We start from the raw sequence: 16,969 nt of genomic DNA on the forward strand, positions 1-16,969 counted from the left end.
ACGTTGCCGCACGACAACGTGACGACAACCTGTCAAAGACCGTAGAGCGCCCCGAATTTCTGCTCCAGATAGTCCAACAACGGACCCGGACCCGGTTCAATCCCGCTGGCCTGCCGAATGATCTCGCGCGGCGCATAGAGACCGCCGTGGCGCTGAACCGTTTCGCGCAGCCATCCGGTTGCCTGCGATGTGTCACCTTCGGCCAGCTGGGCCTCCAGTTCCGGCACCGCCATCTGCAGGGCTTGATAGAGGCACCCAGCATAGACATTGCCCAACGAATAGGTCGGGAAATAACCAAACAAACCCACTGACCAATGCACATCCTGCAAACACCCGTTCGAAGGCTTGTCGACCGCATAGCCGAAATCAGCCTTGAACCGGTCATTCCATGCAGCCTCAAGATCGCTGACCTGCAGATCACCCGCCATCAGCGCGCGTTCCAGGTCAAAGCGCAGCATGATGTGCAGGTTGTACTGCACCTCATCCGCCTCGGTGCGGATATAGCCGTTATGGACGCGGTTGACGGTGGCATAGAACGCGTCTGCATCGGCAATGCCAAAATCACCAAACGCATCTTTCATCTGCTCGAATAGCCAACCGGTGAAGGCCCTCGACCGGCCCAGCTGGTTTTCGTAGATTCGGCTTTGACTTTCGTGCACGCCCATCGACACGCCCTGACCCAACGGTGTCAGCAGATAGTCGCGATCAATCCCTTGTTCATAGGCGGCATGGCCGACCTCATGAATGGTCGAATAGAAGCAGTTGAACGGGTCGGTTTCGCTGGTGCGGGTGGTGATCCGCACATCCAGCCCGCTGCCCGAGCTGAACGGATGCACGGCCTTGTCCACGCGGCCATTGTTCAGGTCATACCCGAAGGCGACGGCCAGCTTTTCAGACAGTTGCATCTGGGCGCGCGCGTCGAAGTGGCCGGTCAGCTCGGCGGGCTGTCGGCGCTCGAGAACAGCCGCTCGCAGCGCCACCAGGCGTGGGCGCATTTCATCAAAGATCGCAGCGATCTGAGCGCCGGTTGTGTAGGGCTCATAATCCTCGACCATGGCGTCATATACATCACCGCCCTGCGCCAGCGCCTCGCCTTCTTGTCGCTTCAGCGCGACGACCTCTTCCAGCACCGGAAGAAAGGCCGAGACATCTTCGTCTGCCCGTGCCTGCGCCCATTTCCCCTGTGCCCCTGACGTCACGCGGGCAATTGCGGTGGCCAGATCGGCCGGTACTTTGACTGCACGCTCATAAGCCCGACGGATCTCGCGCAGCTGGGCCTTGCCTGCCTCATCCTGAGGGGCGGCCTGATCCAGCCAATCCGCCACGCGTGGATCAGACCGGCGCGCATGCAGAACAGCCTCGATCGCGGCCATCTCCTCGGCCCGTTGCGCGGCAGCCCCACGCGGCATCATCGTTTCCTGATCCCAGCCCAATCGCCCTGCGATCTGAGCTAAGGCCGAAGTTTCACGCTGAAAGGCCATCAGGTCATTGAATGCGGTCATGGTATCAAACTCCGCGCACTGAAGTTGCAATTGGGTAGGCCGCCAGGAAGCGCGCACGCAGGATCAGGGTCCAGACGACAACGGCCATAAACTGGTGGAAAATGGCGATCTGCCACGGGGCTGCATAAACGACCGTGACGATCCCGACCACCACCTGCAGCGACAGGGCCGCAAAGGCTGCATTGAAAGCAAAACGGGTCTGCGGGTGGGCGCTGGCCTGCCCCCGACGCCAGATGATGATGGCGAAGATGAACAGCAGATATCCCGCGCAACGGTGGATGAACTGCACTAGACCGGGGCTTTCGAAGAAGTTGCGCCACATCGGTTCCAGCATGGTCGCATCTGGCGGCAAGAGCTGCCCACCGATCAGAGGCCAGTCGGTGTAGGACCGCCCAGCGTCAATCCCGGCGACCAGCGCACCAATGAGTATTTGTAAAAAGGTGAAATGCAGGAGGCCGGTCGAGAGCGAGAACAGTTTCGCCTCTTTCGCGCGGCGCGCCTGCATCAGGTCGCGCTCGTCCCGGCCCAACTCAAAGATATACCACGCGAGGAACCCAAGGATCACGAAGGCCAAGCCGAGATGTGTCGCCAGACGATAGCTGGCAACGGCTGTCATCCCCTCGCCCTGTGTCACGCCCGAGGCGACCATCCACCAGCCGACCGCACCCTGAACGCCACCCAAGGCACCGGGGATCAGCAGTTTGCCGGTCCAACCCGTGGGGATTTTGCGCGCGATCAGGAAGCCAAAGAAACCAAGCGCCCAAACCAAGCCGATCACGCGGCCCAATTGGCGGTGGCCCCATTCCCACCAGTAGATGAATTTGAAATCATCCAGCTCCATCCACTGGTTCTGAATGCGCCACTGGTCGATTTCCTTGTACTTGTCGAATTCGGATTGCCAGTCCGCCTCGGTCATCGGCGGAATGGCCCCGGTGATCGGACGCCATTCGGTGATCGAAAGCCCGCTATCGGTCAGCCGGGTCAGGCCACCTACGGCGATCATCACAACGACCAGAGCGAACAGGATCATCAGCCACGCCCGGATCGCCTTGCGTGCCCCGCCACGGCCCTTGTCGATCATACCGGGTTGAACGGCTTGTTGTTTTTCGGTGTCTGAGACGTCTTCGAAGATGCTGCGCTTGGCGCTCATGCTGTCCTCATATGTCCTGGATTTCGTCGCAAGCTAGGGCCAGTGAGGGGCAAGGTCCAGCCTTACCCTTTGTCTTTCCAACGGACCATCTGACGCATGACACCGTGCAACATCTGCACATCCGCCCGCGTCATTCGCATCCGCGACCACAGGTTGCGCAGATTGGTCTTCATGCCTTCGGCCTTTTCCGGCGGGTAGAAGAAACCAGCCTCTTCCAGCCGGTCTTCATAATGTTCGACCAGCTTCTCGACCTCGATCCCGGTCGCCCAGTCGCCCTTGCCCAGATCGGTGGCCTCATGCACCACATCACCGGTCTGGCGCATCCATTCATAAGCAGTTAGCAAGACGCATTGGCCCAGGTTCAGCGAGGCATATTCCGGATTCACGGGAACCGAGATGATCGCGTTGGCTTTGGCGATGTCTTCATTTTCCAGCCCTGCGCGCTCGGGCCCAAACAAAACGGCGACCTTTTCGCCTGCCGCCACCTTCTCCGCCGCGATCTGCATGGCGCGTTCCGGGCTGTAGACCGGCTTGGTTAGCCCGCGTTGCCGCGCCGTCGTCGCAAAGACAAATGTGGTGTCGGACAGCGACCCCGCCAGATCGTCAAACAATTGCGCCTCATCCAGCAGGCGCCCCGCCCCACTGGACATTGCCACCGCCTTCGGGTTCGGCCACCCGTCTCGCGGCGCCACGATCCGCATCCGATCCAGCCCGAAATTCCACATCGCCCGCGCGGCGGCACCGATGTTTTCCCCCATCTGCGGGCGCACAAGCACGAAAGAGGGCTGGTATGTATCGCTTGGCATGACTGTCTCCGAAAAACTCCGCTTGCTCTAGTCGCCGCATAGACGAAGGGCAAGCCGCCCCATGCTTCTTCTGTTTCCAAATACCCGCTCGGCAGGCAAAAAAGTTTGCTTCCCAACGGCAATCCGCTAAACCGCGCGAGGAACTGAATACCGAAGGACGCGCACATGGACACTCCAGAGCAGCCGCAGATTTACCTGATCACGCCCCCGACCATCACGCTCAGTACCTTTCCGGACCAACTGGCGCGGGTGCTCGACGGGTTCGAGATCGCGTGCATTCGCCTCGCTCTGGCCGGGAATGATGAAGATACCATTGCCCGTGCCGCTGATGCCTGCCGCGAGGTGGCCCATGCGCGCGATGTGGCGATTGTGATTTCCAACCATGTTCTGATGGTGCAGCGGCTGGGGCTGGATGGCGTGCATCTGGATGACGCGGCGCGATCCGTGCGCGCCGCGCGTAAGGAACTGGGCGCAGATACCATTGTTGGCAGTTTCTGCGGGGCCTCGAGCCATGACGGCATGACCGCAGGTGAGGCAGGCGTCGACTATGTCGCCTTCGGCCCAGTGGGTGCGTCGTCTCTGGGTGACGGTACCTTGGCGGAAAAAGACTTGTTCCAATGGTGGTCCGAAATGATCGAAGTTCCGGTGGTGGCCGAGGGTGGCCTGACCCCCGACCTTATCCGCATCCTGTCTCCCTGCACAGATTTCTTTGGCATCGGCAACGAAATCTGGTCTGCCGAGGATCCGTTGGCGGCGCTGAACACTCTACTTGAGAGCATAGCTAGCTAAACAACCAAGGCTCGATCATCCAATAGACGCCCAGACCAGCAATCAGGATCGAGCCCAAAACCGAGATGCGACTGCGCAGGCGATGGGATCCGCCCGCAATCACGGTGACAACAACCAACGCGGTCGCAGCAGCCGCTGACAGGACCGCCAGATAGCCAATCGCATATCCCAAAAGCGCCGGCGGCAGGTGATCCGGCGGCGCACCGATCGCACTCAACGACTGGCTTAGAGCGTTGCCCAACAACAAGCCAATGGCAAACACCGCCAACAGGCGAAACACATGAATACCGCGCAGGATCAGATTCCAAAGCGCCAGCACCACAACCGCTGCCGTCGACGACATCGTCGTAACAACGGACGACAGCACCAATGCTCCGTATGCTGACAACGCCAGCCCAAAAACCGCGCCGAGGGACAAAAAGACCAATTGCAGGACCAGTGATCTTGGGGACAGCGACAGAAAGACCAAAGCCAGGGCCAACGCAAATACACGCATACCGTCCGTTACGATCTGCTCTGCACCTTTGACCAGAAACACCTGTATCGTTTGTTGTCCGCTCAGCGCCGCGCCGCCTTGCAGCGGGATCAGCGGGCTGGTCTCTCCGGCCATCAGGTAGCCGGTATAGGGTGCCTCGACACGCTGCTGTTTGATCACAACGGGGCCGTGACCGGATGGCCAGGTCAGCCGCAGCGCCGATGCCCCCTCGGGCAGGGGTGCCGTCAGCAAAAGCTTTGAGAGACGGGGCTCGTCCGGATCCCCAACCACGGGGATGCGCACGCCTTCATAGGAAAGGCGAACCGGTCCTTCGATCTCAACCTGCAAAGAGGCCGCCCAGTCATCGACAAAGCCCCGCACCTCGACCTCCAACTCGGATGAGACCAGCCGGCGGAGTTCTCGATAGCGCGCATTGCCCGCAACATCCGGTTGCGTGTCGGGGTCGAGCCCGGCCAGAAACATTTCGGCATTCAGGCTGATCTCAATCAGAAGGCTCTCTGCTTTGGTCCAGAACTCGACAATGCTCGGCGGATGCGTTTGCGCCCTAGTTGGCGCAGCTAACAAGGTCAAAACGACCGGCAATATCAGGATAAGGCGGACCAACCCGCTCATGCGTGACACTCTGCGAATAAAATCAAATCAGAAACCATATGCGGCAAGTTTCCCGCCGAATGCTTCGGATCGCAAGCCCGAACAGTTGAGCGCGCGGCTTTATCTGCGAGCACCCTCTTGCACGCCCCCCGGTGCTGCGGCATGACAGCAGCATGACTCAGAACAGCGAAATCCTGTGTATCGGTTCCGTCTTGTGGGACGTGATCGGACGATCCGCCAGTGCCATGCGACAAGGATCGGACGTGCCAGGCCGGATCACCCGTTTGCCCGGTGGCGTTGCGATGAACATCGCCATGACGTTGGTGCGCTTTGGCATGACGCCGACCCTGCTGACCGCGATTGGACGCGACCCCGAAGGTGACGAACTGGCAAACGCCTGCGCACGGCTCGGTATGGTGACCGAGCATATCTACCGCTCGCAAGACCTGCCCACTGATCGCTATATGGCGGTCGAAGGGGCGAATGGCTTAATTGCCGCCATCGCCGATGCGCATTCGCTTGAGGCAGCCGGGGCCAAAATCCTGCGCCCGTTGATGCAGGGTCCTCTGGGATACGAAAACGCGCCCTTTGAAGGCCCGATTGCGCTGGATGGGAACCTGACACTGAACCTGCTGGAAGAAATCGCGCAGAGCCCGGCCTTTGCCAAGGCAGACCTGCGGGTTGCGCCGGCTTCGCCCGGCAAGGCCGAACGCCTGCTGCCCTTCCTGAAACACGCCCGTGCGACGCTCTATGTGAATTTGGAAGAGGCTGGGTTGCTCTGCCAACGCGAGTTCACCGATTCCGAATCCGCCGCCAAAGGCCTGCTGGATCGCGGTGCGCTGCGGGTCCTGGTCACCGATGGCGGCAGTTCCGCGACCGTGGGATCAGCAACAGGCGTTCTGACCCAGACACCCCCATCCGTTCTGGTGACCCGCGTTACAGGCGCGGGCGACACTTTCATGGCGGCGCATATCGCTTCGGAATCAAACGGGGCCGATGAACAAACGGCCCTCACCCGCGCATTGAACGCCGCCGCAACCTATGTTTCCGGAGAAACTCCCCTGTGATCAACATCCACTATTCCACCGAGGTCCGCGCCGCCAAGGACGCAGGTCAGCCCATCGTGGCATTGGAAAGCACCATCATCACCCATGGTATGCCCTACCCCCAGAACATCGAGGTCGCGGCCCAGGTTGAACAAGATATTCGTGATGCGGGCGCCGTTCCGGCCACGATGGCGGTGATCGAGGGCGCGCTACACGTAGGTCTTGAACCGGATCAGTTGCAGTCTTTGGGTCAAGCTCAGGGCGTCGCCAAGCTGTCACGCGCGGACATGGCGGCCTGCATTGCAACCGGTGGTACCGGTGCCACCACCGTCGCCGCGACGATGATCGCAGCGCATTATGCAGGGATCGAGGTTTTTGCGACCGGCGGTATTGGCGGTGTACACCAAGGGGCCGAAACCTCGTTCGATATCTCTGCTGATCTACACGAGCTTGGCCAAACCCCAGTCACTGTTGTGGCTGCTGGAGCCAAAGCCATCCTTGATCTGGCCAAAACACTCGAAGTGCTAGAAACTCTGGGTGTGCCCGTCATCGCGCATGGCCAAGACGAGTTCCCGGCTTTCTGGTCGGCCAAATCCCCTTATGCTGCGCCCCTGCGGATGGACAGCGCCGAGGCCATCGCCAAGGCCCACGCCACCCGCCGCGCGCTGGGTCTGCCCGGCGGTCAGTTGGTCGCCAATCCGATCCCCGCCGCCGATCAAATCCCAGCCGAGGAACTGGCGCCGATCATCGCCGAGGCGCAGGCCGACGCGGATGCGCACCGCATCACCGGAAAAGCCGTCACGCCCTATCTGCTGCAACGGATATTTGAGAAGACCCAAGGCCGGTCGCTGACCGCAAATATCGCATTGGTCCGCAACAACGCGCGACTGGCTGCGAATATCGCTAAAGCACTGGCAAACAGCACGTAATTCTGCCCTATTGCACCGGCCCGCCGGACTGCTTAACTAGTCCGGCAAGCCACTCGGATCCGCAATGAATACACCGTTTGACGAAAAACCCCATCGCCGCCCCGGCCTGTTCGCGCGCCTGCGTGCGTCATTCCTAACGGGAATCGTTGTGATTGCGCCGGTCTGGCTGACCGTATGGCTGATCTGGTCCGTCGTTGGCTGGATCGACAGCGCGGTACTGCCTTTGGTGCCACATCAATTCCAGCCTGAGCAATATGTGGGTATTAACCTGCGCGGCGTCGGCGTCATTATCTTCCTGATCTTCACGATTCTAGTCGGTTGGATCGCCAAGGGCATACTTGGTCGATCCTTCATCTCGTTCACTGAAAGCCTAGTGAACCGGATGCCCATCGTGCGGTCGATCTATTCCGGGATCAAACAAATCTCGGAAACCGTGTTCGCCCAGACCGAGCGGTCCTTTGAAAAAGCCTGTCTTGTTCAATACCCGCGCCGCGGCATCTGGGCGATAGGGTTCGTGTCGACCACAGCTAAGGGCGAAGTCAATGTCAGGGCCGAAACCGGCGGCGACCTGCTGAGCGTCTTCATCCCGACCACACCCAACCCGACCTCAGGCTTCTTGCTGTTCTTCCCAGAAGAAGACGTCATCTTGCTGGATATGAGCATCGAAGATGCGGCCAAACTGGTGATTTCGGCTGGGCTGGTCTATCCGAACGAAAAAGATCCGACCCAGTCGCCCGAGTGATCAGCCGAACATCGCAGGCAGATCGACGGTACTGTTCTGCCCAAGATCACCCTTATGCCGCGACAGGAACCCATCCGCTGCATCCCTCCCCGCCTGTTTCAGCTTATGCAGGATCACCGGGTTGGGCACGGTCTTGGTGGCAACAGACAGGCTGTTCATCAGCTCGTTATCCGCGATCATGTGCACCAATACACGGCTCATCTCACCCGCTTTCAGTTTATCTTCTTTCAGCAGGCGCTGCACAAAACTGATCGCCCGCAACTCGCGAAACAGCGAAGAATTAAAACTAATCTCGTTGATCCGGTTCTGAATCTGCTGCGGCGTGATGGGCAATTCGTCCCTTTCCAGTGGGTTGATGTTCACAATCACCACATCATCCGGCAGGTCATCACCGAACAAAGGATACAAGGCCGGGTTACCCGTATACCCGCCATCCCAATAGGCTTCGGTCCGGTCGGTATCTGGGTCATAAATCTCAACCGCCTTGAACAAGGTCGGCAAACAGGCCGAGGCCAGAATAGCATCCGTTGATATCTCGCCGCCCGTGAACACACGGATCTTGCCGCTGCGCACGCAGGTTGCACAGACAAATAGGCCTGGCCCCTGATCGGCGCAGACTTCTTCAAAGTTGAACCGGTCAACAACGGGCTCAAGCGGGTTGGTATAGAACGGCCCATAGGCATAAGGCGACACCATCCGCGACCAGGCCTCGCCCACCGAATAGGGCAGCGAATATTCCATAGCCTGCGCGATGCTGGACGGCTCCAACCCGCGAAACCAGTTGGTCAGGCGCATGTCACCCACCGCGCCCATCTGTTTCCACAACTCATCCAATCGCGCCCGCGCGCCTTCGCGGCCTGCATGCACCATCCCAGATTTGAACGCCGCCCCGTTCAACGCCCCGGCCGAGGTTCCGGTGATCGCCGCAACCTCGATATCCTCTTCATCCAGAATTCGGTCAAGAACGCCCCAGGTGAAGGCCCCATGCGCCCCACCACCCTGCAATGCCAGATTGATCTGTTTCACCATCGCGCCCCTTCTTCTGTTTAAAAGTACCTCGGGGGTATGGGGCAGAGCCCCCGTGAAAATTACAAAGCCGTCCAGCCGCCATCCACCGAGATCGTCGTACCTGTGATCTGCGCCGCCGCGTCGGAACACAGGAACTGCACTGTGCCACCCAGTTGCTCGACGGTCGCAAACTCTTTGGATGGTTGCCGCTCCAACATGACATTCTTGATCACGTCCTCGCGGCTCATGTTGTATTCCTTCATCGTGTCGGGGATTTGCGCCTCAACCAGCGGCGTCAGCACATAGCCCGGACAAACCGCATTACAGGTGATCGGCTCCTGCGCTGTCTCCAGAGCAACCGATTTGGTCATCCCTACAACCCCGTGCTTGGCCGCGACATAGGCCGTCTTGTAGGGCGAAGCCGTCAGACCATGGGCCGACGCGATATTGACGACCCGTCCCCAGCCCGCAGCACGCATCAACGGCAAAGCTGCCGCTGTGGTGTGGAAGGCCGAGTTCATGTTGATCGCTATTATCGCATCCCATTTCTCGACCGGGAACTGATCAATGGGCGAGACGTGCTGAATGCCCGCATTATTCACCAGAATATCGCAAGCCCCGGCCTGCGCGATCAGGCCCCGACATTCATCGCCCTTGGACATGTCGGCCTTGATGTAGCGCGCCTTGGTTCCCATTTCTTTTGCGATCTCGGCAGCGAGTGCATGATCCTCATCCCGATCCGTGAATGAATTTAAGACCACGTCTGCGCCGGCCTTGGCCAGTTCGCGTGCAATGCCCAAACCGATCCCCGAATTCGATCCTGTGATGATCGCTGTTTTTCCCGACAGGCTCATAACCATTCTCCGCTGACCTCTGTTCAAACGCAGCATGCCATGCTGCACTTGCAAAGAAAACGGGGAAAGACGCTGCTAAAGTCTCGCGCTGATACGGCTTGCCGTAGCCAAAAAAAACGCCCGCACGAAGCGGGCGTTAAGTTATTGAGGCAGGTTTCATACAGGCAAGAAACCTATCGAGCAGTGAGACCTTTATAAGCAATTCCATGCCTTCATCCAAGCTAAAAGTTTGAAAATAAGAAAAATCATCGGTACGATGATACCCAACAAAATAAGGCCAGAGCAGGATTGTTTCCAAAATGAGCCCGGATTTTCTACGCCCTCTTCGTTTACTCGCAGCGGGAATCGCCTGCATTTTGGCAGCCCCTTTAGCGCAAGCAGATTCGTCACATGGCATAGCTATGTATGGCGATCCGGCTCTACCACCGGATTTTGTGTCTCTGCCCTATGCAAATCCGGATGCGCCCAAAGGTGGCAAGGTCGTTTTTGGGAATACGGGCGGCTATAACAGTTTGAACCCGTTTGTGCAAAAAGGCACCTCTCCGTGGCAATTGCGATTTTGGACCCATGAAAGCCTGATGGGCCGGTCCTGGGACGAACCTTTCACTCTTTACGGACTGTTAGCCGAATCGGTTGAGACGGCGCCGGACCGGTCCTGGGTCGAATTCACGCTGCGGGAAGAGGCAGCGTTTTCCGACGGAACACCTGTAACGGTCGAGGATGTGATCTGGTCGTTCCAGACATTGGGCACCGAAGGTCATCTGCGCTACCGCGGGCTGTGGTCCAAGATCGACAGTATCGAAGCAACCGGCCCGCGCACGGTCCGGATTTCGTTCAATGAACCCGATCGCGAATTGGCCTTGATCGCTGGGCTGCGGCCGATCCTCAAAAAAGCTCAGTGGGAGGGCAAGAGCTTTGCCGACGCCCCGCTGCAAGACATCCCGATCGGCACTGGCCCCTATGTGATCGATGACTTTGAGGCTGGCCGATACGTCAATCTGCGCCGAAACCCTGACTATTGGGGCGCAGACATCCCATTCCGCCGCGGTACGATGAACCTGGATGAGATGCGGATTGAGTTCTACGGCGATGCCACAGTTTTGTTTGAGGCCTTCAAGGCCGGAGAGCTATCCGCTGTGCGTGAATTCAACGCCGACAAATGGGACAACCAGTATGCTTTCCCCGCCATCCAGCGTGGCGACGTGATCAAAACCGAAATCCCACACGGTAAGCCCTCGGGCATGACCGGGCTTGTCATGAACACCCGCAAAGCCCCGTTCGATGACTGGCGCGTGCGCGAGGCGCTGACGCTGGCCTTCAACTTCGAATTTATCAACGACACGATTACGGGCGGCGCGCAGCCCAGAATTACCTCATATTTCTCGGGCTCCGATCTGGCGATGCAGCCCGGACCCGCCACCGGCAAAGTACAATCGCTGTTGGAACCGTTTCAGGAGGACCTGACCCCTGGCACTCTTGAGGGCTATGTATTGCCCGAAGGGGACGGCTCAGCCCGCAATCGCAGCAATATCCGCGAAGCAACCAGGCTGCTGGCTGAGGCCGGATGGACCATTCAGGGCGGTGTTTTACAGAACCAGAATGGTGAGCCTTTCCGGATCGGCGTTTTATTGCAACAAGGCGATACCGAGATGCAAACAGCGGTCGAGATCTACGCCCGCGCGCTGGAGCGGTTGGGCATTCAGGTCCTCACCGAACAGGTGGATAATGCGCAATATACGGGTCGCATCGCCGAGCTGGATTTTGACATGACCCCGTTCCGTCGCGCGCTGTCCCTGTCTCCGGGTAATGAACAGCGCCTGTATTGGGGCAGCGAAAACGCTGATACTCCAGGAACTCGAAACCTGATGGGCGTTGTCTCACCGGCTGTGGACGGGATGATCAATGCCATGCTGGCCTCGGAGTCTCGCGAGGATTTTGTCGCAGCGACCCGCGCACTGGACCGGGTTTTGACAGCAGGTCGGTATGTCATTCCGATCTGGAATTTCGATGTTGGCCGTATCGCGCATATCCAGGAACTGAAATTCCCTGAAACGCTGCCGATCTACGGCGACGGGCCGCAATACATGCCGGAGATCTGGTGGTACGAAGGTTAAACCCTCTTGCGCCGCGCGAAAGCCTGACAAAGCGAATGGCCTGTTGAACCGAACACCGAATGCGAGGCTCAGATCGCGCCTTGACCCTTTTGCTTTCCTACTTCGGCAATAATCAGCACAGGGTGAAATACGCCCCATGTTTAGTGTGGTGGCGAAGAAAGATCGGCAACATACGTCTCGGACATCTAAATTTGGTAGGTTTCCGATCATAATCATCAATTCACTTTACTCATCATATTCTAGTGATATAGCCTGAGTGCAGGGAAACATACGATCGGCAGAAAATTAGCTCTTTCATATCAGACACCTAAACAGGCGGGACATTGACCCTGACCTAGTTACATCGGACCGGCTACCACTCACTCACAAACTCAGGTCCAAAGGCCCGTTGCGGACGACCCGCAGCGGGTTTTTCTTTGGCAAACAACCCGCACACCACCTGCGACATTTTGTCATGTCTGAGGTAACTGTAACTGCTTCGTACCCTATCGGTGGGGGAGAGCAGTCCAGGTCGGATCACGGGAGGCTCGCACATGTTGAACTGGGCAGAACTTACAAAAGAGCTGGGCGCCACTTATGCCCGCGCAAAACGGCGTTTTCCAAACCTGAGAGATCAGGACATGGACAGCGTCTGGAACAATCGTGAACGGTTCGAGGCCTATCTGGCCGAACGTCATCATCTGACGGTGAATGAAGCCCATGAAGAGGTCGAGGATTTCCTGTTCACCGAACGCCTGAACCACGAACTGGCGCATGCAGCCTTAGCCAAGTGACGTCACCCAGAGGATCGTGGCATCTTCGTCGCTGACCGACACGACATTGTGCCCCATGCTGCCATCATAATAGGCACTGTCCCCCCGGCGCATTTCAACAGGCTCGTAGAACTCGGTGTACAGGCGCACAACACCCGTCAGCACATATAAGAATTCTTCACCATCATGGCGCACCCATCCGTCAAACTCGTCCATTGACCGGGCACGCACCCGTGCGCGGTATGGCAGCATCTGCTTTTTCGTCAGTGTCTCGGCCAGCAACTCATGCTCGTAGGTTGCGGTGGCATGGGCCGTCCCATCGCCCACCCGGGTCACCGCCATGCGCCCGATCACCTGATCGCGCTGTGGTGGGGTGAACAGCTGCGGCACCGAAATCTCCAACCCGATGGCCAGCTTTTTCAGCGCATCATAGGTGGGTGACATCTGCCCGTTTTCGATCTTGCTGAGGGTCGAGCGCGCCAACCCGGCCTGCGTCGCGGCCTGTTCCAGCGTCCAGTTTCGTGCCTTGCGCAGTTCGCGGACACGCACGCCAAGGTCCAGAGGTTCAACCTCTGCCTCAACACCGGATTCGCGGGCAATGCGGATTAGGGATTTGGGATCTTGCGTGCTCATGGCCTTTCTATAGGACCAGCCAGCCCTGCTTGCAACGCAGCAGACGCCGCGTTAGCCAGACTGCATGTTATCGATCTTTGATCAGGGGCCACCCGTGCCCTGCCCCACTCCGTTCAATCTGGCCGCCCATGTGCTGCGCCATGCGGATCGCTTGCCAGACAAAACGGCGCTGTCCGTTCTGGGCGCAAACAACACGGATGATTGGAGTTACAGCCGGTTGAAACGCGCCGTTCTGGGAACGGGCGCCGGCCTGTTGCGGGCGGGTTTGAAACCCGGTGACATCGCGTTGATGCGGTTGGGAAACACCGTCGATTTCCCCATCGCTTACCTTGGTGCGATCGCGGTGGGGATCGTGCCGGTACCGACCTCGTCGCAATTGACCGAACCGGAAACGGCCCGCATCGTTTCCGATCTTTCCCCGTCTGCCATCCTGCGTGATACATCTGTGGCCTGCGCTACGCATCCGCATCAGATCGACCTGTCGGCGCTCAAAGCGATGCGCGACCTACCCCCCGCCGAATTTGAATTGGGTGATCCCGAGCGGCTGGCCTATGTGGTCTATACGTCGGGCACCTCGGGCAAACCGCGCGCTGTAGCGCACGCCCATCGTGCCATATGGGCGCGGCAGATGATGGTGGATGGCTGGTATGGGCTGACACAGAAGGATCGGCTGTGCCACGCCGGTGCGTTCAACTGGACCTACACGCTGGGCACGGGGTTGATGGACCCGTGGACCATCGGCGCAACGGCTCTGATCCCGGAACCCGGCACCGACCTCGCCGCGCTGCCCGGATTGCTAGGGCGCAGCCGCGCCACGATTTTTGCCGCCGCACCCGGCGTGTTCCGCAAGATGCTGCAAGGCCCGGAACAGATCGATCTGCCAGATCTGCGTCATGGGCTTTGCGCCGGAGAAAAGCTGTCTCCGCAGTTACATACGCGCTGGCAGTCCGCCACCGGCACTGACCTGTTTGAGGCCTATGGAATGTCGGAATGCTCGACCTTCATCTCCTCCAGCCCTGCGCATCCCGCACGTGGAGAAGCTTTGGGACAGCCACAACCCGGTCGCCGCGTTGCGATCCTTGGGCCGGACGGTCCCGTTCCACAAGGACAGGACGGCACCATTGCCATCCATCGATCTGACCCAGGCCTGATGCTGACCTATCTCAACGCACCGGATGAGGTCGCGCAGCGTATGCAGGGCGATTGGTTCCTGACCGGCGATCATGGGGCCATGGCCGTGGATGGGCAGATCAACTATCTGGGGCGGGGCGATGATATGATGAATGCAGGCGGCTATCGCGTCTCACCGGTAGAGGTCGAATCCGTCCTGTCCAACTATCCCGGCATCACACAGGTCGGCGCCGCAGCGGTTGAAGTCAAACCGGACACATTTGTGATAGCAGCCTTCTATACTGGGCCCCAAAGGCTGGACGAAGACGCTTTGCGCGCCTATGTCCAAGCCAATCTGGCACGCTACAAACAACCGCGTGCCTTCGTTCACCTTCCCGAGTTGCCGACCGGCGGCAACGGCAAACTCCTGCGCCGCGCATTGCCGGCCTATTTCAAGGCGACCACCGAATGACCCAGACCGTCAAGCTTGATATCCTGTCCGATCCGATCTGCCCGTGGTGCTATATCGGCAAAACCCATCTGGACAAAGCCTTGGCAAAGGTGCCGGACCACCCCTTTGTAATTGAGTGGCACCCGTTCCAGTTGAACCCCGATATGCCCGACGCAGGCATGGATCGGCGCGAATATCTGGAACGGAAATTCGGCGGCAAGGACAGTGCGGTGCGCGCCTATGCACCCGTGGTTGAACATGCCGAGAATGCGGGCCTCAAAATCGACTTTGAGGGGATGAAGCGCACGCCAAACACGCTGGACGCACATCGCCTGATCCACTGGGCCGGGATCGAGGGAAAGCAGAACGCCGTCGTCGATGCACTGTTCGACGCTTACTTCGTTCAGGCCCGCGATATCGGCGACCCGGAGGTTCTGTCTGACATTGCCGACAGTGCGGGTATGGATGCGGCAGTGGTGCTGAAACTGTTGAAATCCGACGCCGACCGCGAAGATATCCGCAACCGCGATACCCATTCACGCGAAATGGGTGTTGGTTCTGTTCCGACCTTCATCGTTGCCAATCAACACGCCGTTCCAGGTGCTCAACCCCCTGAAATGTGGGAGAAAGTGATTGGCGAGATCATGTCTCAACTTGAGGCTTCCTCTGCATAGAAGCACAGAGCTCTGTGCAAAATTCCGGTCTGGCGCAACCTGTTCTGCCGTGATAGCGCGAACAGGTAAGGAGCGCCCATGGCCAATCGTATGTCCCGAGGGGAATTCATTGCGCTGATCGCAATGATGTTCTCGACCATCGCCTTTTCCATCGACTCGATGCTGCCCGCACTGCCCGAGATCGGCGCGCAGCTCAGCCCGGATGATATCAACCGCGCGCAGTTGATCCTGACATCCTTTGTGTTGGGTATGGGGATTGGGACCTTTTTCACCGGCCCTCTGTCAGATGCGTTCGGGCGCAAGCCGGTGATTTATGGCGGCGTCGCGCTGTATATCGCAGCTTCTGCCGTGGCTTGGGCCAGTTCGTCGCTCGAGCTGGTTCTGGCCGCCCGCGTGGCGCAGGGCCTTGGCGCCGCAGGTCCGCGCGTAGTGGCGATGGCGATCATTCGCGATCTCTATTCCGGTCGGATCATGGCTCGGATCATCTCGATCGCAATGATGATCTTCACGCTGGTGCCTGCCGTCGCCCCCATGCTGGGCGCAGGCGTTATCGCCCTGTTCGGCTGGCGCAGCATCTTTGCCCTGTTCATTCTGTTCGCCGTGATCGTGTGCATCTGGATGGGCAGCCGCCTGCCCGAGTCGCTGGCGAAAGAAAACCGCCGCCCGTTCCGCCTGCCGCTGATGGTTACTGCCACGAAAGAGATGTTTGCCCACCCCACTGTGCGCCTCTCGATCCTGGTGCAGACCCTCTGCATGGGCATCTTGTTCACTATGTTGACCATGGTGCAGCCTGTTTATGACGTGATCCATGATCGCGCGGACAGCTTTCCGTTCTGGTTTGGGTTTGTGGCTTTGATCTCAGGTTCTGCCAGTTTGCTGAACGCCGCGTTGGTGGTGCGTATTGGAATGCGCCGCATGGTGACATGGGCACTTGGGGGGCAAATCCTGATCACGGCGCTTGTGATCGTACTTAGCGCAATCCCCATGTCACCCAATGCGTCCTTCGCGTTATTTGTGGCATGGCAAACAACTGTTTTCTTCATGGCCGGTGTGACCATGGGCAATCTCAACGCCATCGCGATGGAGCCGATGGGCCATATCGCGGGCATGGCCGCTTCGGTGATTGGATCGGTCGCCACCGTGTTGGCCGCCGCCATTGCCGCCCCGATCGGGTTGCTGTTCGATGGCTCGATCACGCCTTTGACAATTGGCATTCTGACCATGTGTATCACGGCATTTGGCCTGATGGTTCACATGGGTCGGATCGAAAACAGATTTCCGCCTGACCCTGTGCAGACAGGTTAAATCGCGGTACCCTGCTG

General features: G+C 58.9%; 16 protein-coding genes. 9 read left to right on the forward strand and 7 right to left on the reverse strand.

From position 1 onward, the window contains the following. Positions 1 to 32 precede the first annotated feature (32 nt). The 3 genes from ACR0JE_RS03230 to ACR0JE_RS03240 form a co-directional block, all read right to left on the reverse strand. Positions 33 to 1,502, reverse strand: coding sequence for a carboxypeptidase M32 (locus ACR0JE_RS03230; RefSeq protein WP_480547114.1), 1,470 nt, complete (start codon positions 1,500 to 1,502; stop codon positions 33 to 35). 4 nt (positions 1,503 to 1,506) lie between these two features. Continuing rightward, complete coding sequence (gene ctaA / locus ACR0JE_RS03235; RefSeq protein WP_480862951.1) at positions 1,507 to 2,652, reverse strand: heme A synthase; 1,146 nt, start codon at positions 2,650 to 2,652, stop codon at positions 1,507 to 1,509. A gap of 62 nt (positions 2,653 to 2,714) precedes the next feature. Continuing rightward, positions 2,715 to 3,458 carry an RNA methyltransferase gene (locus tag ACR0JE_RS03240; protein WP_480862953.1) on the reverse strand — a complete coding sequence of 248 codons (744 nt, stop codon included), beginning with the start codon at positions 3,456 to 3,458 and terminating at the stop codon, positions 2,715 to 2,717. A 165-nt stretch (positions 3,459 to 3,623) separates the two neighbouring features. On the opposite strand from ACR0JE_RS03240, the gene ACR0JE_RS03245 reads away from it, so the two are divergent. After that, positions 3,624 to 4,247, forward strand: coding sequence for a thiamine phosphate synthase (locus ACR0JE_RS03245; RefSeq protein ID WP_480862955.1), 624 nt, complete (start codon positions 3,624 to 3,626; stop codon positions 4,245 to 4,247). Here the strand turns inward: ACR0JE_RS03245 and ACR0JE_RS03250 are convergent. Beyond that, positions 4,240 to 5,355, reverse strand: coding sequence for a hypothetical protein (locus ACR0JE_RS03250; protein ID WP_480862957.1), 1,116 nt, complete (start codon positions 5,353 to 5,355; stop codon positions 4,240 to 4,242). The genes ACR0JE_RS03245 and ACR0JE_RS03250 overlap by 8 nt on opposite strands. 152 nt (positions 5,356 to 5,507) lie before the next feature. Between ACR0JE_RS03250 and ACR0JE_RS03255 the strand changes: the two genes are divergently transcribed. From ACR0JE_RS03255 to ACR0JE_RS03265, 3 genes are all read left to right on the forward strand, one after another. Continuing rightward, the gene (locus ACR0JE_RS03255; RefSeq protein WP_480547104.1) at positions 5,508 to 6,401 is read left to right on the forward strand and encodes a PfkB family carbohydrate kinase; all 894 of its coding nucleotides are present in this window, start codon (positions 5,508 to 5,510) and stop codon (positions 6,399 to 6,401) included. Next, complete coding sequence (locus ACR0JE_RS03260) at positions 6,398 to 7,309, forward strand: pseudouridine-5'-phosphate glycosidase (protein WP_480547102.1); 912 nt, start codon at positions 6,398 to 6,400, stop codon at positions 7,307 to 7,309. The genes ACR0JE_RS03255 and ACR0JE_RS03260 overlap by 4 nt, the downstream gene beginning before the upstream one ends. 64 nt (positions 7,310 to 7,373) lie before the next feature. Then, positions 7,374 to 8,051 carry a DUF502 domain-containing protein gene (locus tag ACR0JE_RS03265; RefSeq protein ID WP_480862959.1) on the forward strand — a complete coding sequence of 226 codons (678 nt, stop codon included), beginning with the start codon at positions 7,374 to 7,376 and terminating at the stop codon, positions 8,049 to 8,051. Here the strand turns inward: ACR0JE_RS03265 and ACR0JE_RS03270 are convergent, their stop codons facing one another. Next, positions 8,052 to 9,080 (reverse strand): patatin-like phospholipase family protein, encoded by a 1,029-nt coding sequence (locus tag ACR0JE_RS03270; protein WP_480862961.1) that lies wholly within the window; start codon positions 9,078 to 9,080, stop codon positions 8,052 to 8,054. Between the two features lie 59 nt (positions 9,081 to 9,139). Continuing rightward, the gene (locus ACR0JE_RS03275; RefSeq protein ID WP_480862962.1) at positions 9,140 to 9,913 is read right to left on the reverse strand and encodes a 3-hydroxybutyrate dehydrogenase; all 774 of its coding nucleotides are present in this window, start codon (positions 9,911 to 9,913) and stop codon (positions 9,140 to 9,142) included. A gap of 299 nt (positions 9,914 to 10,212) precedes the next feature. Here ACR0JE_RS03275 and ACR0JE_RS03280 point away from each other — a divergent pair, with 299 nt between their 5' ends. Both ACR0JE_RS03280 and ACR0JE_RS03285 read left to right on the forward strand, forming a co-directional pair. Continuing rightward, positions 10,213 to 12,027, forward strand: coding sequence for an extracellular solute-binding protein (locus tag ACR0JE_RS03280; RefSeq protein WP_480862964.1), 1,815 nt, complete (start codon positions 10,213 to 10,215; stop codon positions 12,025 to 12,027). 533 nt (positions 12,028 to 12,560) lie between these two features. Continuing rightward, complete coding sequence (locus ACR0JE_RS03285) at positions 12,561 to 12,800, forward strand: SPASM domain-containing protein (protein ID WP_353006984.1); 240 nt, start codon at positions 12,561 to 12,563, stop codon at positions 12,798 to 12,800. Here ACR0JE_RS03285 and ACR0JE_RS03290 read toward each other — a convergent pair. Further along, entirely contained in the window at positions 12,789 to 13,412 is a 624-nt protein-coding gene (locus ACR0JE_RS03290) for a helix-turn-helix domain-containing protein (RefSeq protein ID WP_353006982.1), read from the reverse strand. The genes ACR0JE_RS03285 and ACR0JE_RS03290 overlap by 12 nt on opposite strands. 64 nt (positions 13,413 to 13,476) lie before the next feature. Between ACR0JE_RS03290 and ACR0JE_RS03295 the strand changes: the two genes are divergently transcribed. From ACR0JE_RS03295 to ACR0JE_RS03305, 3 genes are all read left to right on the forward strand, one after another. Then, on the forward strand, positions 13,477 to 14,994 hold the full coding sequence (locus ACR0JE_RS03295; protein ID WP_480862966.1) for a class I adenylate-forming enzyme family protein: 1,518 nt from the start codon (positions 13,477 to 13,479) through the stop codon (positions 14,992 to 14,994). Beyond that, positions 14,991 to 15,647, forward strand: a complete 657-nt coding sequence (locus ACR0JE_RS03300) for a DsbA family oxidoreductase (protein WP_480547090.1) — start codon at positions 14,991 to 14,993, stop codon at positions 15,645 to 15,647. The genes ACR0JE_RS03295 and ACR0JE_RS03300 overlap by 4 nt, the downstream gene beginning before the upstream one ends. Before the next feature lie 78 nt (positions 15,648 to 15,725). Next, positions 15,726 to 16,952 carry a multidrug effflux MFS transporter gene (locus ACR0JE_RS03305; protein WP_480542766.1) on the forward strand — a complete coding sequence of 409 codons (1,227 nt, stop codon included), beginning with the start codon at positions 15,726 to 15,728 and terminating at the stop codon, positions 16,950 to 16,952. The last annotated feature ends 17 nt before the right edge of the window (positions 16,953 to 16,969 follow it).

Source organism: Ruegeria sp. H3, assembly GCF_056533095.1.

Coding starts and splice junctions, on each gene's coding strand:
- ACR0JE_RS03280 (WP_480862964.1), top strand. CDS start 10,213: ATGAGCCCGGATTTTCTACGCCCTCTTCGTTTACTCGCAGCGGGAATC.
- ACR0JE_RS03270 (WP_480862961.1), bottom strand. CDS start 9,080: ATGGTGAAACAGATCAATCTGGCATTGCAGGGTGGTGGGGCGCATGGG.
- ACR0JE_RS03255 (WP_480547104.1), top strand. CDS start 5,508: ATGACTCAGAACAGCGAAATCCTGTGTATCGGTTCCGTCTTGTGGGAC.
- ACR0JE_RS03265 (WP_480862959.1), top strand. CDS start 7,374: ATGAATACACCGTTTGACGAAAAACCCCATCGCCGCCCCGGCCTGTTC.
- ACR0JE_RS03230 (WP_480547114.1), bottom strand. CDS start 1,502: ATGACCGCATTCAATGACCTGATGGCCTTTCAGCGTGAAACTTCGGCC.
- ACR0JE_RS03245 (WP_480862955.1), top strand. CDS start 3,624: ATGGACACTCCAGAGCAGCCGCAGATTTACCTGATCACGCCCCCGACC.
- ACR0JE_RS03290 (WP_353006982.1), bottom strand. CDS start 13,412: ATGAGCACGCAAGATCCCAAATCCCTAATCCGCATTGCCCGCGAATCC.
- ACR0JE_RS03275 (WP_480862962.1), bottom strand. CDS start 9,913: ATGAGCCTGTCGGGAAAAACAGCGATCATCACAGGATCGAATTCGGGG.
- ACR0JE_RS03305 (WP_480542766.1), top strand. CDS start 15,726: ATGGCCAATCGTATGTCCCGAGGGGAATTCATTGCGCTGATCGCAATG.
- ACR0JE_RS03240 (WP_480862953.1), bottom strand. CDS start 3,458: ATGCCAAGCGATACATACCAGCCCTCTTTCGTGCTTGTGCGCCCGCAG.
- ACR0JE_RS03250 (WP_480862957.1), bottom strand. CDS start 5,355: ATGAGCGGGTTGGTCCGCCTTATCCTGATATTGCCGGTCGTTTTGACC.
- ctaA (WP_480862951.1), bottom strand. CDS start 2,652: ATGAGCGCCAAGCGCAGCATCTTCGAAGACGTCTCAGACACCGAAAAA.
- ACR0JE_RS03300 (WP_480547090.1), top strand. CDS start 14,991: ATGACCCAGACCGTCAAGCTTGATATCCTGTCCGATCCGATCTGCCCG.
- ACR0JE_RS03285 (WP_353006984.1), top strand. CDS start 12,561: ATGTTGAACTGGGCAGAACTTACAAAAGAGCTGGGCGCCACTTATGCC.
- ACR0JE_RS03295 (WP_480862966.1), top strand. CDS start 13,477: ATGTTATCGATCTTTGATCAGGGGCCACCCGTGCCCTGCCCCACTCCG.